The sequence below is a fragment of the Acidocella sp. genome (genome assembly GCF_028687955.1).
Taxonomy (GTDB): domain Bacteria; phylum Pseudomonadota; class Alphaproteobacteria; order Acetobacterales; family Acetobacteraceae; genus Acidocella.
The window spans coordinates 1-21823 of the sequence record NZ_JAQTZC010000034.1 but is presented as its reverse complement, the minus strand read 5'-3'; the positions used below and the strand labels follow the sequence as shown (position 1 = coordinate 21823).

The 21823-nt window shown below is 61.7% G+C and carries 19 protein-coding genes and 1 tRNA gene; 11 read left to right on the top strand and 9 right to left on the bottom strand.

Annotated features, from left to right (window positions below; genetic code table 11):
* Positions 1-251: 251 nt before the first annotated feature.
* Both PHE40_RS06290 and PHE40_RS06285 read right to left on the bottom strand, forming a co-directional pair.
* Positions 252-327, bottom strand: a tRNA-Glu gene (locus tag PHE40_RS06290).
* A 94-nt stretch (positions 328-421) separates the two neighbouring features.
* A complete protein-coding gene (locus tag PHE40_RS06285; protein WP_299959592.1) occupies positions 422-757 on the bottom strand; it encodes a hypothetical protein in 336 nt (111 codons plus the stop codon).
* On the opposite strand from PHE40_RS06285, the gene PHE40_RS06280 reads away from it, so the two are divergent.
* From PHE40_RS06280 to PHE40_RS06270, 3 genes are all read left to right on the top strand, one after another.
* On the top strand, positions 742-1728 hold the full coding sequence (locus PHE40_RS06280) for an RluA family pseudouridine synthase (protein ID WP_299959589.1): 987 nt from the start codon (positions 742-744) through the stop codon (positions 1726-1728). The genes PHE40_RS06285 and PHE40_RS06280 overlap by 16 nt on opposite strands.
* Before the next feature lie 249 nt (positions 1729-1977).
* Positions 1978-2877: an RNA polymerase sigma factor RpoH gene (gene rpoH / locus PHE40_RS06275; protein ID WP_299959586.1), complete on the top strand. Its 900-nt coding sequence runs from the start codon at positions 1978-1980 to the stop codon at positions 2875-2877.
* A 114-nt stretch (positions 2878-2991) separates the two neighbouring features.
* On the top strand, positions 2992-4398 hold the full coding sequence (locus PHE40_RS06270) for a pyridoxal-dependent decarboxylase (RefSeq protein WP_299959583.1): 1407 nt from the start codon (positions 2992-2994) through the stop codon (positions 4396-4398).
* A gap of 8 nt (positions 4399-4406) precedes the next feature.
* Here PHE40_RS06270 and PHE40_RS06265 read toward each other — a convergent pair whose 3' ends face one another.
* From PHE40_RS06265 to PHE40_RS06245, 5 genes are read right to left on the bottom strand one after another with little or no spacing between them, the layout of a single operon-like run.
* Positions 4407-5753 carry a glutamine synthetase family protein gene (locus tag PHE40_RS06265; protein ID WP_299959581.1) on the bottom strand — a complete coding sequence of 449 codons (1347 nt, stop codon included), beginning with the start codon at positions 5751-5753 and terminating at the stop codon, positions 4407-4409.
* Between the two features lie 53 nt (positions 5754-5806).
* Complete coding sequence (locus PHE40_RS06260; protein WP_299959579.1) at positions 5807-6880, bottom strand: spermidine/putrescine ABC transporter substrate-binding protein; 1074 nt, start codon at positions 6878-6880, stop codon at positions 5807-5809.
* 24 nt (positions 6881-6904) lie between these two features.
* On the bottom strand, positions 6905-7744 hold the full coding sequence (locus PHE40_RS06255) for an ABC transporter permease (protein WP_299959576.1): 840 nt from the start codon (positions 7742-7744) through the stop codon (positions 6905-6907).
* Positions 7741-8646 carry an ABC transporter permease gene (locus PHE40_RS06250; RefSeq protein WP_299959573.1) on the bottom strand — a complete coding sequence of 302 codons (906 nt, stop codon included), beginning with the start codon at positions 8644-8646 and terminating at the stop codon, positions 7741-7743. The genes PHE40_RS06255 and PHE40_RS06250 overlap by 4 nt, the downstream gene beginning before the upstream one ends.
* Positions 8647-9762, bottom strand: a complete 1116-nt coding sequence (locus PHE40_RS06245; RefSeq protein ID WP_299959570.1) for an ABC transporter ATP-binding protein — start codon at positions 9760-9762, stop codon at positions 8647-8649. It lies immediately after the preceding gene.
* A gap of 231 nt (positions 9763-9993) precedes the next feature.
* Between PHE40_RS06245 and PHE40_RS06240 the strand changes: the two genes are divergently transcribed.
* From PHE40_RS06240 to PHE40_RS06225, 4 genes are all read left to right on the top strand, one after another.
* Positions 9994-10560, top strand: a complete 567-nt coding sequence (locus PHE40_RS06240) for a cupin domain-containing protein (RefSeq protein WP_299959567.1) — start codon at positions 9994-9996, stop codon at positions 10558-10560.
* A gap of 126 nt (positions 10561-10686) precedes the next feature.
* Positions 10687-11274: a TadE/TadG family type IV pilus assembly protein gene (locus PHE40_RS06235; protein ID WP_299959564.1), complete on the top strand. Its 588-nt coding sequence runs from the start codon at positions 10687-10689 to the stop codon at positions 11272-11274.
* Positions 11271-12047: a TadE/TadG family type IV pilus assembly protein gene (locus PHE40_RS06230; RefSeq protein ID WP_299959561.1), complete on the top strand. Its 777-nt coding sequence runs from the start codon at positions 11271-11273 to the stop codon at positions 12045-12047. Before PHE40_RS06235 ends, PHE40_RS06230 begins: the two co-directional genes overlap by 4 nt.
* A gap of 34 nt (positions 12048-12081) precedes the next feature.
* The gene (locus PHE40_RS06225) at positions 12082-14577 is read left to right on the top strand and encodes a TadE/TadG family type IV pilus assembly protein (protein WP_299959556.1); all 2496 of its coding nucleotides are present in this window, start codon (positions 12082-12084) and stop codon (positions 14575-14577) included.
* 22 nt (positions 14578-14599) lie between these two features.
* Here PHE40_RS06225 and PHE40_RS06220 read toward each other — a convergent pair whose 3' ends face one another.
* Complete coding sequence (locus PHE40_RS06220) at positions 14600-16006, bottom strand: short-chain fatty acyl-CoA regulator family protein (protein WP_299959553.1); 1407 nt, start codon at positions 16004-16006, stop codon at positions 14600-14602.
* Positions 16007-16198: 192 nt separating this feature from the next.
* On the opposite strand from PHE40_RS06220, the gene PHE40_RS06215 reads away from it, so the two are divergent.
* The 4 genes from PHE40_RS06215 to queC are packed head-to-tail and all read left to right on the top strand — an operon-like array spanning position 16199 to position 20587.
* Positions 16199-17698, top strand: a complete 1500-nt coding sequence (locus PHE40_RS06215) for an MmgE/PrpD family protein (RefSeq protein ID WP_299959550.1) — start codon at positions 16199-16201, stop codon at positions 17696-17698.
* Positions 17699-17712: 14 nt separating this feature from the next.
* Positions 17713-18858 carry a 2-methylcitrate synthase gene (gene prpC / locus PHE40_RS06210; RefSeq protein WP_299959547.1) on the top strand — a complete coding sequence of 382 codons (1146 nt, stop codon included), beginning with the start codon at positions 17713-17715 and terminating at the stop codon, positions 18856-18858.
* 56 nt (positions 18859-18914) lie between these two features.
* On the top strand, positions 18915-19832 hold the full coding sequence (gene prpB, locus PHE40_RS06205) for a methylisocitrate lyase (RefSeq protein ID WP_299959544.1): 918 nt from the start codon (positions 18915-18917) through the stop codon (positions 19830-19832).
* A gap of 53 nt (positions 19833-19885) precedes the next feature.
* A complete protein-coding gene (gene queC / locus PHE40_RS06200; RefSeq protein ID WP_299959541.1) occupies positions 19886-20587 on the top strand; it encodes a 7-cyano-7-deazaguanine synthase QueC in 702 nt (233 codons plus the stop codon).
* Positions 20588-20707: 120 nt separating this feature from the next.
* Here the strand turns inward: queC and PHE40_RS06195 are convergent.
* On the bottom strand, positions 20708-21823 hold a 1116-nt coding region (locus PHE40_RS06195; RefSeq protein ID WP_299959538.1), incomplete at its 5' end, for an aminoacetone oxidase family FAD-binding enzyme.

Here is a 21823-nt window from a genome sequence, read left to right as displayed (position 1 = left end):
CAGCCTCAAATACCGAACCGGCGCAAAAGCGCCTCACCGAGGCGAAGCTGACCAAGCTCTCAACCGCCATCCGCACCGCATTGTGGCAGGCACCGCCGGAGATGCGCAAAGCCTACCTCAAGCTGTTCGTTGACAATGTCACCATCAGCAAGGAAGAAATCCGCGTCAGCGGCCCAAAAGGAGTGCTGGCGAAAGCAGCCATGAACGACCTCCCGAACACGCCGGGGGAGGTTATTACTTTTGTTCGAGAATGGCGTCCCGTAGGGGATTCGAACCCCTGTCGCCGCCGTGAAAGGGCAGTGTCCTAGGCCTCTAGACGAACGGGACGAGGCACGAGCGCATTAAGCCAGGGGAATAATTTTTACAAGCCATGCGGTGGAATTTTTCCTCGCGCGCAAAAATCACGCCCCCCGCCGCCTTTTCAGGGGGTTGTGCGTAGCGCCACGCTCACCTGCCCGCTGGCCGGGTCCACCAGCAGCAGCCGGTCACCTCCCGGGCCGTTCACCCAAACCGCGACATCGCTCCCCGCCCCGGCGATCCCCGCGATATGCTCCCCTGGCGCCAGCGCGCCCACAGCCGTGGCGGAATTTCCGTCCGGCACCATCGGCGCCACCACCATCGACGCAGCGGGCTTCCTGGCATAAATGCGGTGGATGACCGTCCCAATAACCAGCGCAGTGCCCAGCACGATGAGCAGCCCCATGCCGCCCACCAACACCTTCAAACCCCGCAAATCCGCCTGTGGTTGATCGCGCATACCCACTCCCTGAAATAACCGTTCATGCCACGCAGGAAGATGCCGGCATCCGGCTGGACACCTTCCTGGCGAAGGCCATCGGCACCATCTCGCGCTCCCGCGTCAAGGGCATGGTCCTGGAAGGCCGGCTCACGCGCGACGGCACCACCACCATCGATGCCTCCGAACCCGTGCGCCCCGGCGCGCTCTACTGTCTCACCCCGCCCGCCCCGGCTCCCGCCACGCCACAGGGCGAAGCCATCGCGCTCGCCATCCTCTTCGAGGACGAACACCTCCTGGTGCTCAACAAACCCGCCGGCATGGTGGTCCACCCCGCCCCCGGCAACCCGGACGGCACCCTGGTCAACGCCCTCATCGCCCATTGCGGCGAGAGCCTCACCGGCATCGGCGGCGAGCGCCGCCCCGGCATCGTCCACCGGCTGGACAAAGACACCTCCGGCGTCATGGTCGCCGCCAAAACCGAGCTGGCCCACACCCGCCTCTCCGCCGCTTTCGCAGCGCGGGATCTGGAGCGCGAATACCAGGCCATCTGCTGGGGCGTGCCCAACCCTTCCAGCGGCGCCATCCACGGCGACATCGGCCGCGACCCGCGTGAGCGCAAACGCATGGCCGTGGTCACGCGCAACGGCAAGCACGCCCTCACCAACTACCGCACCCTGCGCAGCTTCGGCACCGCCGCCGCCTTGCTTGCCTGCCGGCTCGCAACCGGGCGCACCCACCAGATCCGCGTCCACCTCGCCCATATCGGCCACCCCCTGGTGGGGGACCCAGTCTATCTCCGCCGCCGCCCGGCCGCCGCCAAAACGCTCAGCCAACCCGCGCAGGACCTCGCGCTGGACTTCCCCCGCCAGGCTCTGCACGCGCAAACCCTTGGCTTCGCCCATCCCATCACCGGCGTTGCATTGCGCTTTAGCGTCCCGCCCCCGGCAGATTTCCAAACCCTGGCGGATGCATTGCTCGCATGCACATGAAACAGGACTACCTCAGTCCTTTTTAATTGACGAACCTCTCCGCCGCCCCATAGACTGACTTATCAAATCGCCCGAACGGTCATGTATCTGGCTGGATGATTACTGCCTTTTAAGGGGTATCTCCGCTGAATACTGGTAAGGATAAGTGATCCAGACGGTAACGATACGACGTATATAAAGTGTTCCGTTGCGTGCCGCGCCGAATCCTTTGGGTGGCACAGACTGAAGAAATTTAGGAGAATCCGCTGTATGGCCTCCATTTCAGCTATTGGACCCGACACCAGCCTGACCCGGTATATGCAGGAAATCCGCAAATACCCGATGCTGGCGCATGAAGAGGAAGAGCGTCTGGCCCGCGCCTGGCGCAACACCGGCGATCAGAGCGCCGCCCACCGGCTTGTGAACTCACATCTGCGCCTCGTCGCCAAAATCGCCATGGGCTACCGCGGCTACGGCCTTCCGGTCGGCGAACTCATCTCCGAGGGCAACGTCGGCATGATGCAAGCTGTCAAACGCTTCGACCCAGACCGCGGCTTCCGCCTCTCCACCTATGCCATGTGGTGGATCCGCGCGGCCATTCAAGAATACATCCTGCATTCCTGGTCGCTGGTTAAAATGGGCACCACGGCCGCGCAGAAAAAACTGTTCTTTAACCTGCGCCGCCTCAAAGGCCAGATGCAGGCGATCGACGACGGCGATCTGCAACCCGACCAGGTGGCCAAAATCGCGCATCTGCTCGATGTTCCCGAGCAGGACGTGGTGAACATGAACCGCCGCCTCTCCTCGGCTGACAGCAGCCTGAACGCGCCGATCAAAATGGATGGCGAAGGCGAATGGCAGGACTGGCTGGTTGACGACAGCGAAGGCCAGGAATCCGAACTCGCCGAACGCGAGGAACTGACCGGCCGCAAAGCCCTGCTCAGCAACGCGCTCAAAACCCTCACCGAGCGCGAACGCCACATCCTCTCCGAACGCCGCCTGACGGACAACCCGACCACGCTGGAGGACCTCTCCCAGCACTACAACATCTCGCGCGAACGGGTGCGTCAGATCGAGGTCCGCGCCTTCGAGAAGCTGCAGAAGTCGATGAAGGCCCAGGTCGCCGAACAACGCCAGGCCGTCCGCGCCGTGCATGCGCGCATGGCCTGATACCGGCGGCCGGAGCAAACACGGGGCCACGAACGCAAGGTCAGGCGGCTAAAGCTTGGCCTTGCCGGGCTCCGCAGCCTTGGCAAGCGCCCATCCTGCCTTATAACCCCCGGCATGAGCACTCTAGACCCCGCCGGATGGTCCGGCCTGCGCGCCCTGGGCCACCGGATGATGGACGACATGATCGACCATCTCGCCGGCATCGCCACCCAGCCCGTCTGGCGCCCCCTGCCCGATAACATCCGCGCCGGTTTCACAACCCCCTTGCCCGCCCACGGCACGGCGCCGGAACGCCTCTACGAATCCTTCACCGCCAACATCAAACCCTATGTCACCGGCAACACCCACCCGCGTTTCATGGGCTGGGTGCACGGCGGCGGCAATCCGGTCTCCATGCTGGCGGAGCTGCTCGCCGGGGCGATGAACGCCAATTGCGGCGGGCGCGACCATGTGGGCATCGCGGTGGAGCGCCAGGTCATCGCCTGGGCGGCGCAAATGCTGGGCCTGCCCGCGCAAACCAGCGGCGTGCTGCTCACCGGCTCCTCCATGGCCAATTTCATCGCGGTGCTCTGCGCCCGCTTCAAGGCCCTGGGCGCCGATGCCCGCGCCAACGGGCTGCAAGGCGCGCGCCTCACCGCCTATGCCAGCGCCGGGGTCCACCGCTGCGTGCCCAGCGCGCTGGACATGGCGGGCCTCGGCCTGCAGGCGCTACGCAAAATCCCAGTGGATGCCGATTTCCGCATGGACCTTAACGCCCTGCGCGCCGCCATCGCGGCGGACAAGGCCGCCGGCTGCACCCCTTTCCTCATCGTCGGCACCGCCGGCACCGTGGACGTCGGCGCGTTTGACGATCTGACCGTCCTGGCCGGAATCGCGCATGAACATAACGCCTGGTTCCATGCCGACGCCGCCTTCGGCGCGCTCGCCGCCCTCTCGCCCAACCGCAAACACTTCCTCTTCGGCATCGAACAAGCCGACTCCGTGGCGTTTGACTTCCACAAATGGGCGCAGGTCACTTATGACGCCGGTTGCGTCCTCATCCGCGACCCCGCTCTCCACAACGCCACCTTCGCCCAGGCCACCAGCTACCTTGCCGCCGCCCCGCGCGGCCTGGCCGGCGGCCACCCCTGGCCGTGCGACCTCGGGCCGGACCTCTCGCGCGGCTTCCGCGCGTTAAAAATCTGGATGACGCTCAGCGCCTACGGCAGCGAAGCCCTCGGCGCCGTGGTGGACACCACCTGCGCCCTGGCCCAGCACCTCGCCGCGCGCATCACCGCCAGCAACCGGCTGGAACTACTGGCCCCGGTCAAGCTCAACATCGTCTGCTTCGCCATCACCGTCTACACAGACGCGCAAACCGCCGATCTGGTGGCCGATCTCCAGGAATCCGGCCTCTTCGCCCCTTCCACGACCACCATCGGCGGCCGCATGGCCATCCGCGCCGCCATCGTCAACCATCGCACGCAACAAGGCGACATCGACGCCCTGGTGACGGAAATCCTGCGCCGCATCGCGCTTTAACCCCGCCCTCACACGTTCAGCAGCAGATGCTCCCGCTCCCAGGAGCTGATCACGCGCAGATACGTCTCATATTCCAGCCGCTTCACCGCCACCAGCACATCCACCAGCTTGTCGCCCAGCACCCCGCGCATCGCCTCGGATTGATCCATCATATCCAGCGCATGGCTCAGCTCGCGCGGCAGGGTGTATTCCCCCGAATAGGCCGAGCCGATCTGCACAGGCGTCGGTTGCAACCCCTCCACCATGCCCAGATACCCGCAGGCCAGCGTGGCGGCGAACGCCAGATACGGATTGGCATCCGCCCCCGGCACCCGGTTTTCCACCCGCATGGCCGAAGGCTCGCCAAAGGGCACCCGCAACCCGCAGGTCCGGTTGTCATACCCCCATTGCAAATTAATCGGTGCATTGGAAAACCGCGTTAGCCGGCGATAGGAATTCACATTCGGCGCATAAACCGGCATCACCGCCGGAATATATTTCTGCAACCCCGCGATGTAGGAGAGAAACAACGGGCTGGCCTTGCCATCCGGCCCCGCGAACATGTTCGCGCCCGTCCTCGGGTCCACCACGCTCTGATGCACATGCATCGCACTGCCCGGCTCCGTGCCCATCGGCTTGGACATAAAGGTGGCATAAATATTATGCCGCAGCGCCACCTCGCGCACCGTGCGCTTGAACAAAAACACCTGATCGGCCAGATGCAGCGGATCTCCGTGCAAAAAGTTGATCTCCACCTGCGCCGCGCCCTCTTCATGGATCAGCGTATCGAGATCGAGCTCCTGCAAATCGCAGAAATCATACATCTCCTCGAACAGCGGGTCGAACTCGTTCACCGCGTCGATGGAATAAGACTGCCGCCCCGTCTCCTGCCTGCCTGAGCGCCCCACCGGCGGCACCAGCGGATAATCCGGGTCCGTGTTGCGCCCCACCAGATAAAACTCCAGCTCCGGCGCCAGCACCGGCTTCCAACCCTTGGCCTCATACAGCCGCAGCACACTTTGCAGCACTTGCCGAGGCGCCATCGGCACCGGCGTGCCGTTCGCGTATTGGCAATCATGAATAATCTGCGCGGTCGGCTCATGCGCCCAGGGCACCAAGCGCACGGTGCTGGCATCGGGGATCAGCTTGATGTCGATAATCGCCGGATCGGTCAGCGTATCCTGCGGGTCTTCTGGGTATTCCCCCGTTACCGACTGAATAAATATCGCCTCCGGCAACCGCGGCGCGCCGCCTTGAAAAAACTTCTGCGCAGGCATGATCTTGCCGCGTGGTATCCCGGTAATATCGGGCACCAGGCATTCCACCTCCGTTATCCTATGTTCATCGAACCACTCATGTAAATTAATTGTACTCATAATACCCTCAGAAAACGCTCCCCCTGCGCATCAGCGGAGGGGGAGCTGAAAAATTACTGTTTCGCGGCCGTCCAGATGGCGTTGAACAATTTCAACTTCGCGCCCGAAAGCGGCGGCAGGAAATGCAACAGCTTGAAGTCCGCCGGCGTCGGCGAGACCAGCTCCGCCTTCAGATTATCCGCCAGCATCGGCTGCGAGGCGGCATTCGGGCTGCTGTAATCGTTGAAGTTGGAAAGTGCCGCGCCCTCCTTCGCATCGAGGATGAAGTTGATAAACTCAAGCCCCAGCTTCGCATTGGGCGCATGCGCGGGAATCGCCATGGTATCAACCCATATCTCCGTCCCCTCCTTGGGCAGGAAGAAGCCGATATCCTTGCCCGAGCCATCAGCATAGCTGGTCGCCACATCACCGTTGAACACCATGCCCGCCGAGTTGAGCTTGGATTTGAGCTGGTCGCGCTCCGGCTCGCCATCCTCGAACCCCGCGAAATTCTTGCGCGCGCGGGTTTCCTTAATCAGCTTCGCCGCCGCCACCCAGGCCGCCTTCGTATCGCAGGCAAATCCATAACCCAGATACGCGCAGGCCGCGCCGATCGTATCCTGCCCACTCCCGCTCATCAGCGTAAACGGATAGGTCGTATTCACCTTCGGGTCGAACAGCAACCCCCAGCTCGGCGCCGGATCTTTAATCTGGTCTTTCAGATACCCAACACCCGTGGTGCCCCACTGATAGGGAATCGAATATTTATCGCCCGGATCATAAGTCGGATCCTGAAATTTCTTTTCAAGATTCTTGAAGTTCGGAATCGCAGCATGGTTCAGCGGTTGCAGCAGCCCCTCGGCCTTCAACCGCGCGACATAATAGCTCGACGGCACAACCACGTCATATTGCGAATCAGCCCCGGCCTTCAGCTTGGCTTCCATTTCGGAGTTGGAATCATAATCGGTCTCTACCACCTTGCAGCCGCACTGCTTCTCAAAAGCCTTGACCATAGCCGGATCGATATAATCCGACCAAGTAAACAGATTCAGCGTCGGCTGATCAGCCCTCGCCCCCTGCGGCAACATGGCGGCGGCGGCAACAAAGGCGGCGGCGCAGCTAGCGCCCAACAGTTTCGATTTCAGCATGGTCACAATCTCTCCTCTTGGTTGTTATGCAACAGCCGGAATCCGAGTGCTGCGCTCACGATGGCGGGTGACAAAATAATAAAGCAGGGCAACGCCGATCACGGTCGCGATCATCAGGCTACCCAGCGCATTGATCTCGGGTGAGGAACCCTTACGGGCAATCGCGCTATAGATGTAAATCGGCAGCGTGACACTCCCCGGCCCGGCGGTGAAAAAACTGATCGTAAAATCATCGATCGACAATGTAATCGCCAGCAGAAATCCACCGATCAGCGCCGGCCGCACCACCGGAATCGTCAGAAATACAAAAGACTTTACCGCATTGGCATATAAATCCTGCGACGCCTCGAACAGGTTCGGGTCCAGCCCGGCCAGGCGCGCATACACCACCAGCGCCACATAAGGCGCCTGAAAGGTCACATGCGCAATCCCCATGGTCAGCAGCCCGGCCGAGAGCAGCCCGGTATATTCATGCACGAAATTGAAAAATATCAGCTCCGAGATGCCAAAAACCAGGCTCGGCATGATGATCGGTAAATAAATGATCAGGCTCGGCAGCGTCCCAACCCAAAACCCGCCGCCTTTAGCCGGGCGGAACCGGCTCAGCCCAAAGCCCATCAGCGTTCCCAGCATCGTGCCTAAAACCGCCGAGCCGATGGCCAGCGTCAGCGAGCGCCGCAGCGCCGCCAGCACCTCCGGGTCATTCAGCAACATGCCATACGCCGCCAGATTCGGCCCCGGATGCCCGAGCGACGGCGCGAACGAAAAAATCGCGATCACTGAAAGCGGCGCATACAGCAGCAGATAAACCGGCAGGCTGATCCCCGCCAGCACCCGCCTGATCCTGCGTGGCACCGCGTTCATAACATCGCCCCTTCCCCGCCGCCCAACCGTTGCGTGAGCCTGCGGAACACGATGAGCCCGATGCAGGTGAACACCAGCATGATCAGCGTCAGCGCCGCGCCATAAGGCCAGTCCGGCGAAAAGGTGAACTGGTCAGCGATCAGCGAACCCAGCATCATCGCCTTGTCGCCCCCCAGCAGTTGCGGCACCACATAATCGCCAAACGCCGGAATCCCCACCAGAATGATGCCCGAGAGCAGCCCCGGCAGCGTCTGCGGAAACACCGTATTGAAAAACAGCCGCGCGCCCGAGGCATATAAATCCCGCCCCGCCTCCACCAGCGTCCAGTCCAGCTTCTCCGCCGCCGCATAGAGCGGCACCACCATATACGGTAGGTAATTATAGCTCAGCCCCACCAGCACCGCGAAATTCCCCGGCATCAAGCCCAGATGCGGCGGAATAATCCCCAGCACCTGGGCTACATGCGAGACCGGCGCAAACGGGTTGAGCAGCTCCATCCAGGCGTAGGTCCGCACCACCTGGTTGGTCCATGAGGGCACAATCGCAAACAGCAGCAGCACCGGGCGCAGACTGGCCGGGCGCGTGACGATGAAAAACACCAGCGGATACGCCAGCAGAATCGTCACCGAGGTGGCAACCCCCGCCTGCAGCAGCGAGCGCAGCAACACCGTGAAATTGGCCCCGCTCCAGCCCAAAATCCCATAGCCCGCCACCTGCGAGAACGAATCCAGCGAAAGCGGCAGAACCGGCGAGCCAAAATCGCTATTGGTGAAAAACGCGATGCCCAGCATCACCCCGCTCGGGATCAGCAGAAACAGCACAATCCAGAACAACCCCGGCCCGGAGGTTATCCACAGCCGCCAGGCCCGGCTGCGCGCCTCACCCTGCGCCGCGGTGCCCATTCAGGCCTCCACCAGCATGATATTCTCAGGCTTCAGCTCCACCGCCACCGCCTCGCCCGGCCGCCAACTCCGCTCCGCCGCCTGGTTGTTGGTATCCAGCGCCAGTATAAACCCGCCCCCGCCCAGCTCGATGCGGTATTGCGTCGAGGCCCCCATATAAATCGCCTCGCGCACCGTGCCGGGGAACACATTCTCGCGCCCCTGCGGCGCATGCGTGTCGTTATAAATCCATATCTTCTCGGGCCGGATCATCGCCATCCGCGCCACACCTATCACGGCCGCGATCTTCAACACCCCGATCGGCGCCGCCGCCATGCCCCCGCCCAGCGGCTCAATCGCCCATATGTTCGAGAGCCCCAGAAACTCCGCGACAAACACATTACGCGGCTTCTCATACACATCGAGCACCGGCCCCACCTGCTGCAACCGCCCGTTTGACATCACGCCAATCCGGTCAGACATCACCAGCGCCTCATGCTGGTCATGCGTCACGAAAATAAACGTCATCCCCAGCCGCTTCTGCATCCGCAGCAGTTCTATCTGCAATTCCGCCCGCAATTTCGCATCCAGCGCCGAGAGCGGCTCGTCGAGCAGCACCACCTCCGGCTCGTTCACCAGCGCGCGCGCCAGCGCCACCCTCTGGCGCTGCCCGCCCGAGAGCTGCCCGGCGTTACGCGCCGCGAACGGCCCGATCTGCAACAACTCCATCATCGCATCCACGCGCTTCTTGCGCTCGGGCTTCCTCACACCGCGCATGCGCAGCCCAAAGCCGATATTCTGTTCCACGTTCAGATGCGGAAACAGCGCGTAGGACTGAAACACCGTGTTCACCGCGCGCTGATGCGCCGGCACATCCTGCATTTCCCGGCCCGAGATCACAATCCGCCCCTCATCGGGCGTCTCAAACCCCGCGATCATGCGCAGCAGCGTCGTCTTGCCGCAGCCCGAGGGCCCCAGCAGCGTGAAAAACTCCCCCGCCTGAATTTCCAGGTCTATATGATCAACCGCGGGAATGCTCCCGGCGAAAATCCTGGTAATATGTGAGAGTGAAATCGCCCCTCGCGCGGCGGTAACCTTCTCCGGCCCCGCCGGCATCATCACCGCCCCGGGCATCATCCGCGTCCCCGGCGCCGGCAGCGCGGCATAGCTTCAACCGTTGGTCTGCTCAGGTGCCACGCCACGCAAATCCCCGCTATTATTGCCAAAACAGTCTCGCCCAGGCCCCGCGGCGCCGTCAAGAATAATTGACCAACATTACGTTAAATCGACCAAAACCGTTTTTTTATTGCCCTGCCGGACAAAAACCTCCAAAAATGTTGAATATTCTAAACGCCAGGAACGCACACCATGTCCACCACCGCCCCCTCTGACGATATCGGCACCCGCCTGCGCCTGGTCCGCCAGATCTACGGCCTCACCCAGCGCGAGCTGGCGCGCCGCGCCGGCGTCACCAACGGCGCCATTTCCCTCATCGAGCAAAACCGCGTCAGCCCCTCCATCTCCTCGCTGAAGAAAATCCTTGACGGCATCCCCCTCTCCCTGGCGGATTTCTTCACCCACAACTTCGCCGCCTCCGACCAGGTGTTTTTCGCCGCCAGCGAGTTAACCGAAATCGCCTTCGGCAAAACCGTCTCCATGCGCATGGTCGGCGGCAACCTCAAGGAGCGCGCCCTGCAAATGCTGCATGAAACCTACCAGCCCGGCGCTGACACAGGCGAGGAGATGCTCCGCCACCAGGGCGAGGAATGCGGCATCATCGTCGCGGGCAGCCTCATCATCACCGTCGGCGCGCAGGAGAAAACCCTCCAACCCGGCGATGCCTACTACTTCCGCTCCGACATCCCCCACCGCTTCCGCAACCCAGGCCCCGCCCCTTGCCTGCTCATCAGCGCCAGCAGCCCGCCCAGTTTTTAGGCCCTGCCAACCATTAAATTTGCTACACTCCAACAACAATTACGTTATTAGATTGCTGTTTCTTCATCTGGACGGTATAAATCTCTCATTAATAAGCCAATATGAGCTTCCTGGAAATTGAGCGACATGTTTCACAAGCTAGTTCATAATTGCCTTCTGGCTCCACTGTGCATCATCTCGCGGATGTTTTTTGGCTGCCTTCCAGCAACACGCCGGTTTCTACACACAACCAAGGCTGACACGGCGGTTGAATTCGCCCTGATCGGCTCCGCTTTTTTTCTGTTCATTTTTGGTATATTCGTCATTTCTCTTGACATGTTCCTGCAAATGACCATGGATGACGCCGTTCGCAATGCGGCCCGGCAGGTTGAAATCGGCAACATCACGAGCGGCGCCGCATTCGTTGCCAGTGTTTGCAACGAGTTCGGCGTGGCCGCCCCCAATTGCACAAACAGCTTGCAATACTCGGTCCAGGCTGGACCCTATTTCGGTACCGGCGGCATCACCGCGACAAATTTCAGCTCTTCGGGAAATTTAAGCTCACCGCAATTGTTCACCGGCATAACCGCCACATCCCCCGGCAATCCGTCTTTTCTTCTCGTTCAGGTTGCCTACCCGCTACCTTTTACGATTCTCGCCGTTCCTGGGGGCGTCGCGACCGAAAATGGCACCCCATCCCTCTACTCCGCAGTCTCGACCGTGATGGAACCATGATTTTTTTTAAGCTGAATCTTAGATGCCTCAAGGACCGGCGCAGCGTCGCCGCCGTTGAATTCGCCCTGGTGGTGCCCTTTTTGCTGCTCATGTTTATCGGCACCATCGAAGTTCTTACCCTATACAGGACTGAAGCGAAGCTAAATGCGTTGACCGCAAATGTCGCGCAAATGATCGCCGTCCAGAGCCAATCCACAATCACCGGTGTCTCTCTCATGTCCTCTACCGGCACAACACAAGCCTCCCTACAGGACGTTTGCCAGGGGGCAATTCTCGGTTTGGCGCCCTTTCCGGCGAACGGAATGAATCTCTCCATCGCCAGCGTTACCCTGGAATCCGGCCCCACTGGCCTGCCCAACCCCGCCACATCCACCGCCAAGGCGTATAGCACCACCAATACATACGACGCCTGGGAGAGCGATTTCACCGTTTCCGGGAATACCTGCACCCCCTCCACCAGCAATCTGATCGGCCTCGCCAACGCCGAACAACTGGCGACAACCTCGCCGCCCAGCACAACAGGTACAAGCGGCACAACTGGCATGCTGGGTGTCCCTTGTGACAATGCCCTCATCGTCAAAGCCACCTTAACCTACCCTGGTATCCTTGGCATCATCCTCACCAGCCGGCCCAGCCTTACGCAAATGGCCTTTATGCGCTGGCGCTACGCAGGCACTAAAGCCGAGCTGCAATGTCCCAGCTCTGACACCGGATGCACGACAAGTTATGTGACCACCCAGCTTTGTAACACCTCCAACACGTCAATAAATTAGCAGGAATGGCACCATGATGACCTTCATAAAAAGAATGTTCCATGACCGCCGTGGCGCCACCGCGGTGGCGCTAGCGATCATGGCCGTTCCTTTGATGATAACCGCCGGCGCTGCGGTGGATTTGTCCCGCGCGGCATCCGCGCGCGCCCTGATCCAAGCCTCGACGGACGCCGCCGCAATCGCTGGCGCCGGCGCGTGGCAATCCTCCGAATCTTATAAATACGCCGCCAGCGTCACAACCGCCGCCTACACCGGCACCGCGAGCCAGCTGCCAAAATTCATTGCCACAACAACGCCAACGCCAAATCTAACCTGCACCGGCTCAACCACGCAATGCGGCGGCACAGCGGGCTCCAGCAGCTACGTCACAACAACATCCACCTACGGCTGCCCCAGCTCGGCTGAATATTGCGTCGTTGTCACCGCCACCGGGGTCCTTAAAAACTCTCTTCTAGGCTTTCTGATCCCGTCCGAACTGCTGACCGCGCGCAGCATGGCCACCACGGCCTTTCCCGCCCAGACAATCTCCGGCAAAAACATCCCCCCCAGCCCCGGTTTCGGCTCGGCGGGTGACGTCAGCGGGATTTACGCTTACGCGGTGCCAATGTCAGGCTCCGGCGCAAACGCCACGCCGGACTATACCAGCCTGCCCACGCCCAACTCCGCCTGCGACATCTACGCCGCCATCGGCCCGCTGGCGCAACTTGCCGAGTCCACCGGCGCGGCGGCTGCCTGTAATTATCTGTTCATCGCGCTGTCCACCAGCTCCGGCACGGCAGGGGCGGGCGGCTCCATCACCTTGCAGCAGAACCAGCCCATCGGCTTCAATTTTGTTAACTATACCGGCGCCAATGGCTATCACTCCAACGGCTACTACCCAACCTCAACCAATCTGGAAGTTTATACAAACGGATCGAACACGCCAACCTATCATCAAAACAGCACAACGATTACGACATCAGAAACTACCACTTACACCTATAATGTCTATCAATGCGCATATAATTATCTCGACTCATCCGGCAACTGCCCGCAAACGCCAAACTATCTCACGAGTACATACACCCTCACATCCGGCACCGATGGAACGACAACGCAAAGCCACACACATCACCATACCACCACCTACCAGACCACAGTCGTCACCTCCACTGAAGTTGACAACACGGCAACCCTTACGGGCGCCTGCCCGGACCATACACTTTACGGCTCGCTGGACTCAATCAGCGTGGATCCCACCACAGGCCAGAACACTGTCGGCATCCCGGTGGCGGATAGTTTGAATGTCTATTCATCCGCCTATGAAGTGGTCGGCTACCCCCCCACCTATGAGACCAATCACGCATTAATTCCCTTCATCGCGCCAGTGTCGATGGCCAACAACTACACAGACGTCAATGGCAACAACTACGTTGTCCGCGCCGTATGCCCCAACTATGACCGTTCCAACACCAGCATCAGCGCGCCGATCAGCAACCCCTATGCCACCGCCACCGGATGGACCGGCCTGAACATCTATTCCACCGCCTTCCCAGGACAGAGCTATTCAGACAGCGCCACGAACACCGCGCAGGACACAACCGGCACCTACAGCACCAGCAGCATCTGGATGACCAACGACGCCAACGACATCTACCCCCCCGGCATCGCCGGCTGCACCCCCGCCACGCCCACGCAGGACCCCACAGCCCTAACCTCAAGCTCAACAAATCCATGGTGGAACTGGAACAACAGCAATTACGGCAATTGCGCGAACGAGAACTCAACCAACCAATCAGCCTTTTTGGCATCCGGCCAGCCGCAATACAGCAATTGCGCGCTTGTCATCCAGCCACTTGGCACCGCCCCGCCGGTGAACAGCAAAAACCAGGCGCTGCTGCCCGATTATTATATACTGATCGAAGATTCCACTGGAAAAATCCTGGGCATGGACCCGGTATGGGATGGCCAGACTTTCACCGACCTCATACCAGGCGTCATCACCAACCAGTTGGGCGGCTCTGACTCCAATGTTACGCTCAGCGGCAGTAGCGTGACCGATTCTGACACCGCTGCCGTCTTTAATTCCAGCGGGATACTCCAGAGCTACGGCTACACGCCCAATTACTCCAGCAGCTACACCATCACCTCCGGCATCTACGCGGGTGATACCGCCGTAGTTGAACCACCGGCCTACAGTAATCATTCTGATTTCAATCTGCCGCAGGACACATCCCATCAATGCTATAACCCGCAGAAAAACGGCAACTCCGCCACACAGGTAAGCATCCAGAACGGCACGAACCAGCCCACATTGTTCAACTCAATCGGCGGGCAGAATAACGGCAGCCCGGTCGACGCCGTCGCCAACCCGCAACTCGGCGCCATCCTCTGCAACAGCAACCCGCCCGAGACCTACGCATTATACTGGAACGACCTCGGCACTTACGGCTCGGACGACCTCGGCTACTGGAACGCGGTCGTCGGCTTTACCTGCTCAGTCCCCGGCTCAAGCACCTCGGGCGGCGGCCCGGCAACCCTATCGGGATAGCCGGGGCGATCATGCGCCAGCCTCAGCCCGGCTTCAACCGGTAGGGCACCACCCCGCGTTCCGCCGTGCCCATATCCAGCGCATGGCCCATCGGCGGCACGGAGCGGTGACGGCAGTTCGTGCGCTCACACGCCCGGCAGCCGGGGCCAATCGGGTCCGCCGCATCCGGATTGCCTAAATCCAGCCCCGCCGCATACACCGTCAGCGGCGCGTATCGTATCTCGCACCCCAGCACCACCGCCACCGCGCGCGGCCGGCTGAGGTAAGACCCCCCGCCCCGCCCAACGGTCCGCGCGATGTTCAAATAGCTCATATTATCCGGCGTGCTGGCCAGCTGCACCAAAACCTCCCCCGGCCGCGCGAACGCCCTGTACACATTCCAAAGCGGACAAGGCCCGCCAAACTGCGCGAACTGAAACCGCGTGGCGCTGCTGCGCTTCAATATATTCCCGGCAATATCGGTCTTGGCGAAGTAAAACGGTATCCCCGGCAGCTCCGGCCGCTGCATCGTGCTCAGCCGGTGGCAAATCTGCTCAAAACTCGCGCCAAACTGCCGCTGCAAGCGTTGCACATCATAGCGCGCCGTCACCGCCGCCGCATGAAACATCCCGTAGGGCATCATCAGCGCCCCCGCGAAATAATTCGCCAGCGCAATCCGCGCCAGCCCCAGCGCCTCCTCGGTGGTGAACTTCGCGCGCCGCAATTCGCGCTCTATCAAAGGCCGCTGCTGCAACTGGCCGATCACATGCGCCAGCCAGAACATCTCGCTCTCCGGCGAGACATCCTCCGCCAGATGCAACCGCTTAGACCCCCGGCTCAGCCGCCAGAACACCCCCTCCGCCAGCATCCCCGGCGTGTGCGCCGTGGTAATCCCATGCACATCGCGCAAATAGCGCCGCATATCCTCGCGTAGGCTGGCGTGGGAGAACCCCCATTCCTCGAACATCCCCTCAGCCGCATGGTCCAATGCGGCAAAATGGTTCTGGCGGGACTGCACCCAGTCGCGCACCTCATCATAGGGAAACCTGGGCAACACCCCGCCCGCCCGCGCCGCGCGCTGCTCCGCCTGCCCGCTATAGGCGCGGTAGAGCGTCATGAACGCCTCCGCAAACGCAGGCGCCGCGCGTACCAGCGCCCGCACCTCCGCCTGCGCCCCCGGCATGGCGCGGAACAGCGGGTCTCCCAGGTCCTCGCGCAGCTGGCTCTCGCGCCTGGCATCCTCATGGTCCGCGAAATAAACCTCCGGCACATTCAGCACCATCGCCAGCCGTGCCAGCAGCACCGCCGTCAACGGCCGCTGGTCACTCTCGATCTGGTTCAGATAACTGGCCGAAATCTCCAGCTTCACCGCCAGCGCCGCCTGCTTCAGCCCCGCCTGCTCGCGCACCCGGCGCAGCCTGTCGCCTGCAAAGATTTTCTTCTCAGCCATACAAAATTCTTCGCAAAATTTACAAACCGGCGCAAGGCATTCACCATTATCCGCAACCCAAACCCTGGACGCTCCCAACATTTGGCGCGATGAACACGCCGGACCTCGCGCCCCGCGCGAACAACCGCCTGCGCGTCAAACACCCAAGCCGCCAAAGCCGCCAGACACATAAGACCAAGGAGCCACCGGAACATGAAACTCAACGAAGTTCGCGTTTATCCCTCAAAAGTCACGCTGAAGCGTGAAGACCAGCTGGCCTGGAAGATCGCCGGCGTCGCCGCCGACAAAGTCGCCGTCACCAAGGACGTGACCGACATGATCATCAACCGCATCATCGACAACGCCTCCGTCGCCATCGCCTCCGTCAACCGCCACCCGGCGGTCTCCGCGCGCGGCGGCGCCCTGGGCCACCCGCGCAAAGGCGGCGCGCAAATCTTCGGCGCCCCCGCCCGCGTCACCGTCTCGCCCGAATGGGCCGCCTGGGCCAACGGCACCGCGGTGCGCGAGCTTGACTATCACGACACCTTCCTCGCCGCCGACTACTCCCACCCCGGCGACAACATCCCCCCCATCCTGGCCGTTGCCCAAACTCTGGACCGCTCCGGCCGCGACCTCATCCGCGGCATCGCCACGGGGTATGAGATCCAGGTCGATCTGGTGAAGGCGATTTGCCTGCACGAACATAAAATCGACCATATCGCCCATCTCTGCCCCGCCCAGGCCGCCGGCATCGGCACCCTGCTCGGCCTCAAGCAGGATGTGATCTACCAAGCCGTGCAACAGGCCGTGCATGTCTCGTTCACCACGCGCCAGAGCCGCAAGGGTGAAATCTCCTCCTGGAAGGCTTTCGCCCCCGCCCATGCCGGCAAGCTGGCCGTTGAGGCGGTGGACCGCGTGATGCGCGGCGAGGGTGCGCCGAGCCCGATCTATGAGGGTGAAGACTCCGTCATCGCCTGGCTGCTCGGCGGCAAGGACGCGGTGTATCACGTCCCCCTGCCCACCCCCGGCGAAGCCAAGCGCGCCATCATGGACACCTACACCAAGGAACACTCGGCCGAATACCAGTCCCAGGCGCTGATCGACCTCGCCTTCCGCATGCGCGATTCCATCGAGAATGTGGACGCCATCGAGAAAATCATCATCCACACCTCGCACCACACCCACTACGTCATCGGCACCGGCGCGAACGATCCGCAGAAAATGGACCCGAAGGCGAGCCGCGAGACGCTCGACCACTCGATCATGTACATCTTCGCGGTGGCCCTCCAGGACGGTTTCTGGAACCACGAAACCTCCTACGCGCCCAAGCGCGCCGGCCGCGCTGATACCGTGCGCCTGTGGCACAAGATCGAAACCGTTGAAGACCCGGAATGGACCCGCCGCTACCACACGCTGGACATTGCCGAAAAAGCCTTTGGCGCGCGCGTCGAGATTCTCTTCAAGGACGGCTCGAAGCTGGTCGACGAAATGGCCGTCGCCAACGCCCATCCGCTCGGCGCCAAGCCGTTCGGCCGCGCCGACTATATCCACAAGTTCGAGCAGCTCACCAACGGCATCATCACCACCCGCGAGAGCAACCGCTTCCTCGAGGCCGTGCAGAACCTGCCCAAGCTCGGCGCCGGTGAGCTCTCCAGCCTCAACGTGGCGCTCCCGGCTGGCGAACTGCTCGACTCCAAGCCCGGCATCTTCTGAGAAAGGACGCATCGATGAACGAAAACGTCCTGCCCAAGCCGAAGAAATCCGTCGCCCTCTCAGGTGTTGCCGCTGGCAACACCGCTCTTTGCACCGTCGGCCGTTCGGGCAACGATCTGCATTACCGGGGCTACGATATTCTCGACGTCGCGGATGCCTGTGAGTTCGAGGAGATCGCGCATCTTCTCGTCCACGGCACCCTGCCCAACGCCGCGGAGCTGAAAGCCTACAAGCAAAAGCTGCGCGCGCTGCGCGGCCTCCCGGCCGCGGTGAAGATCGTGCTGGAAGCCATTCCCGCGAGCGCCCACCCCATGGATGTCATGCGCACCTACGTCTCAGCGCTCGGCACCATCCTGCCCGAGGCGCATGACCATAACCAGCCGGGCGCCAGGGACATTGCCGATCGTCTCATGGCCTCGCTGGGCTCCGCGCTGCTGTACTGGCATCATTTCTCCACCAACGGCAAACGCATCGAGGTGGAAACCGGCGATGATTCCATCGGCGGCCATTTCCTGCACCTGCTGCACGGCACGGCGCCTTCCGAGAGCTGGGTGCGCGCCATGCACACCTCGCTGGTGCTCTACGCCGAGCATGAGTTCAACGCCTCCACCTTCGCCGCCCGCGTCATCGCCGGCACCGGGTCGGACGTCTATTCCGCTATCACCGGCGGCATCGGCGCCCTGCGCGGGCCCAAACATGGCGGCGCCAACGAGGTCGCCTTCGAAATCCAGAAGCGCTACGCCAACCCGGACGAGGCCGAGGCCGACATCCGCGCCCGCGTTGCCAACAAGGAGGTCGTCATCGGTTTCGGCCACCCGGTCTACACCATCGCCGACCCGCGCAACGTTGTCATCAAACGCGTTGCCAAAAAGCTTTCCGATGAAGCCGGTTCCACCAAGATGTTCGACATCGCCGAACGCCTTGAAACGGTGATGCTGGAAATCAAGAAAATGTTCCCGAATCTCGACTGGTTCTCCGCCGTTTCCTACCACATGATGGGTGTTCCCACCCTCATGTTCACCCCCCTGTTCGTAATCGCGCGCACCTCCGGCTGGAGCGCGCATATCATCGAGCAGCGGATCGACGGCAAGATCATCCGGCCCTCCGCCAACTATGTCGGCCCGGAGAACCTGGAATTCGTGCCCCTGTCGAAACGCTAGCCGTTCCCCCGCCGGGTTGCCCTGGCGGGGTTTTTTCTTCTCAAGGGATTATCATCATGCCTTATCTGCGCGCATCAGACCTCCCCACCCAGCCCGCCGGCGAACGCTTCCGCGCGTTGCTCGCCCGCCCGGGCATTCTGCCTCTGCCCGGCACGCATAACGGCCTCGCCTCGCAGCAGGCCAAGGCCGCCGGTTTCAACGCCTGCTACCTCTCAGGCGCTGCGATGACCGCCTCCATGGGCCTGCCCGACCTTGGCATCATCACCGTCGATGAAGTCTGCTTCTTCATCAAACAGGTTACCCGCGCTTCGGGCCTGCCTGTTCTGGTCGATGGCGACACCGGCTACGGCGAAGCCCTGAACGTGATGCACATGGTTCGCGCTTTCGAGGATTCTGGCGCCGCCGCCGTGCATCTCGAAGACCAGATCCTGCCCAAAAAATGCGGCCATCTGAACGACAAAAAACTGGCAACCCCGCAGGACATGGCAGCCAAAATCTCCGCCGCCGCGCATGCCCGCCGCCATCTCTACATCATCGCCCGCACCGATGCCGCCGCCTCCGAGGGCATGGACGGCGCGGTGGCCCGCGCCAAGCTCTACATGGAAGCCGGCGCGGATGCGATCTTCCCCGAGGCGCTCAACACCGAGGAAATGTTTCGCGAGTTCGCGCGCCGCATGCCCGGCGTGCCGCTGCTCGCCAACATGACCGAGTTCGGCCGCACACCGTTCTACACTAAGGATCAGTTCGAATCCTTCGGCTATAAAATGCTGATCTGGCCGGTCACCAGCCTGCGCGTCGCGGCGTTGGCGCAGGAGAAGCTCTACCGGAACATCATGAAGGACGGCGGCGCGCAGAACTGCGTGGACCAGATGCTGACCCGCAAGGATCTCTACGCCACCATAGACTACGAGGGGTTTGAGACGCTGGACGCCACCATCGTGAAAACCATCGTGCCGGAGGTCATCTCGCGGTAAACGGCGCGGGCATGGCGCTTGACGCCGCGCGCCAATCCGGCGACTCAAGGCGCATGGAGCAAAATCGCAAAGCCCTCGTTCTCTTCTCCGGCGGGCAGGACTCCACCACCTGCCTCGCCTGGGCGCTGGAGAATTTCGCCGTGGTCGAGACCCTTGGTTTCACTTATGGCCAGCGCCACAACATCGAGATGTCGGTGCGCGCCCCGGTGCGCGAGGCGATCCGCGCCGGTTTCCCCGCCTGGGCGGAAAAACTGGGCGATGACCATGTGATCGACCTCGCCGTGCTCGGCCAGGTCTCTGAATCCGCCCTCACGCGCGAGAGCGAGATCACCCTCGCCGCCTCCGGCCTGCCGACCACCTTTGTCCCCGGCCGCAACCTCGTCTTCCTCACCTTCGCCGCCATGCTGGCCTATCGCCGGGGTGCGCGCCACATCATCGGCGGCATGTGCGAGACCGATTTTTCCGGCTACCCCGATTGCCGCGATGATTCGGTGAAAGCCATGCAGCTGGCGCTCAACACCGGCATGGGCACGAATTTCGTATTGCATACCCCGCTGATGTGGATCGACAAGGCGCAGACCTGGAAACTGGCGCAAACCCTGGGCGGCGCGGCGCTGGTCGAGCTGATCCGCACCGGCACCCACACTTGTTACAACGGCGAGCGCGGCCAGCTGCATGACTGGGGCTACGGCTGCGGTGCCTGCCCGGCCTGCGTGCTGCGCGCCCAGGGTTATACGCAGTTCAAAACTCGTTAATATTCCGTTCCGAAACCACCCAAATTGGGGTGCAAGCAAAAAATAAATCTTAACTAACATTGCGTTATAATCGAATCCTCAGGGATGCTCCACGTGGAGCATCCGGAGCGCGAACCCGCTCTACAGCGCCTGCGCCGCCGAAAATCCACTGGACCAAGCCCATTGGAAATTATAGCCGCCAAGCCAGCCAGTTACATCCACCGCCTCGCCGATCACAAACAGCCCCGGCACCTCGCGCGCGCCCATGGTTTTTGAGAACAGGCCATCAGTATCCACCCCGCCCACCGTGACCTCAGCCTTGGCGTAGCCCTCGGTTCCCGCTGGGGTGAGGGTGAAGCGGTTTATCATCTCCGCTGTGTTTCTCAGGGCTTTATTGGGCATATCGCCAATGGTGTGGTTGCCAAGCGGCGGTTGCAATAGCGCATGCGCGAGGCGCGCGGGCAGAAACTCGCCCAGCACAGTTTTCAGCTCGGCCTTTTTGCGGCTGGCCTTGCGTTCCAGCAGCACCTCATAGGCATCCTGGCCGGGGAGCATGTCCAGCACCAGCGTGCCGCCGGGCGGCAGGTAGGAGGAGATTTGCAAAATCGCCGGGCCGGAGAGGCCGCGATGGGTGAAGAGGGTGTTCTCGCGGAACTTGCGCTTGCCGTGGCTGGCGATGGAATCAAACGAGACGCCGCTCAACCCCTGCATCCAGGCCCAGCGCTCGCCGGTGAACACCAGAGGCACCAGGCCAGGGCGGGTCTCCACGATGCCGATGCCAAATTTGCGCGCCACGTCATAGGAAAATCCGGTGGCGCCCATCTTGGGGATCGACAAGCCCCCGGTGGCCAGCACCAAAGCGGTGGATTCCACGGTGCCGCCCGTGGTTTCCACACAAAAATGCGCCGCTTTTGTAATCTCGGTAACGCTGTGCCCGGTGCGCAATTCTACCCCGGCGGCGGCGCACAGGCCCAGCAGCATCGCCAGAATTTCCTTCGCGGAATTATCGCAAAACAACTGCCCAAGTTTTTTCTCGTGATATTTGATACCATGCGCCTCGACCAGCGCGATGAAATCGCCCGGTTTGAAACTGGCCAGCGCGGATTTGCAGAAATTCTGATTTTTCGAGATGAAGTTCTCACCCCCAACCTTGGTGTTGGTGAAATTGCAGCGCCCGCCGCCGGAGATGAGGATTTTGGCGCCCGGTTCCACCGCATGGTCAAGCACCAGGATTTTTTTGCCGCGTCGCCCCGCCAT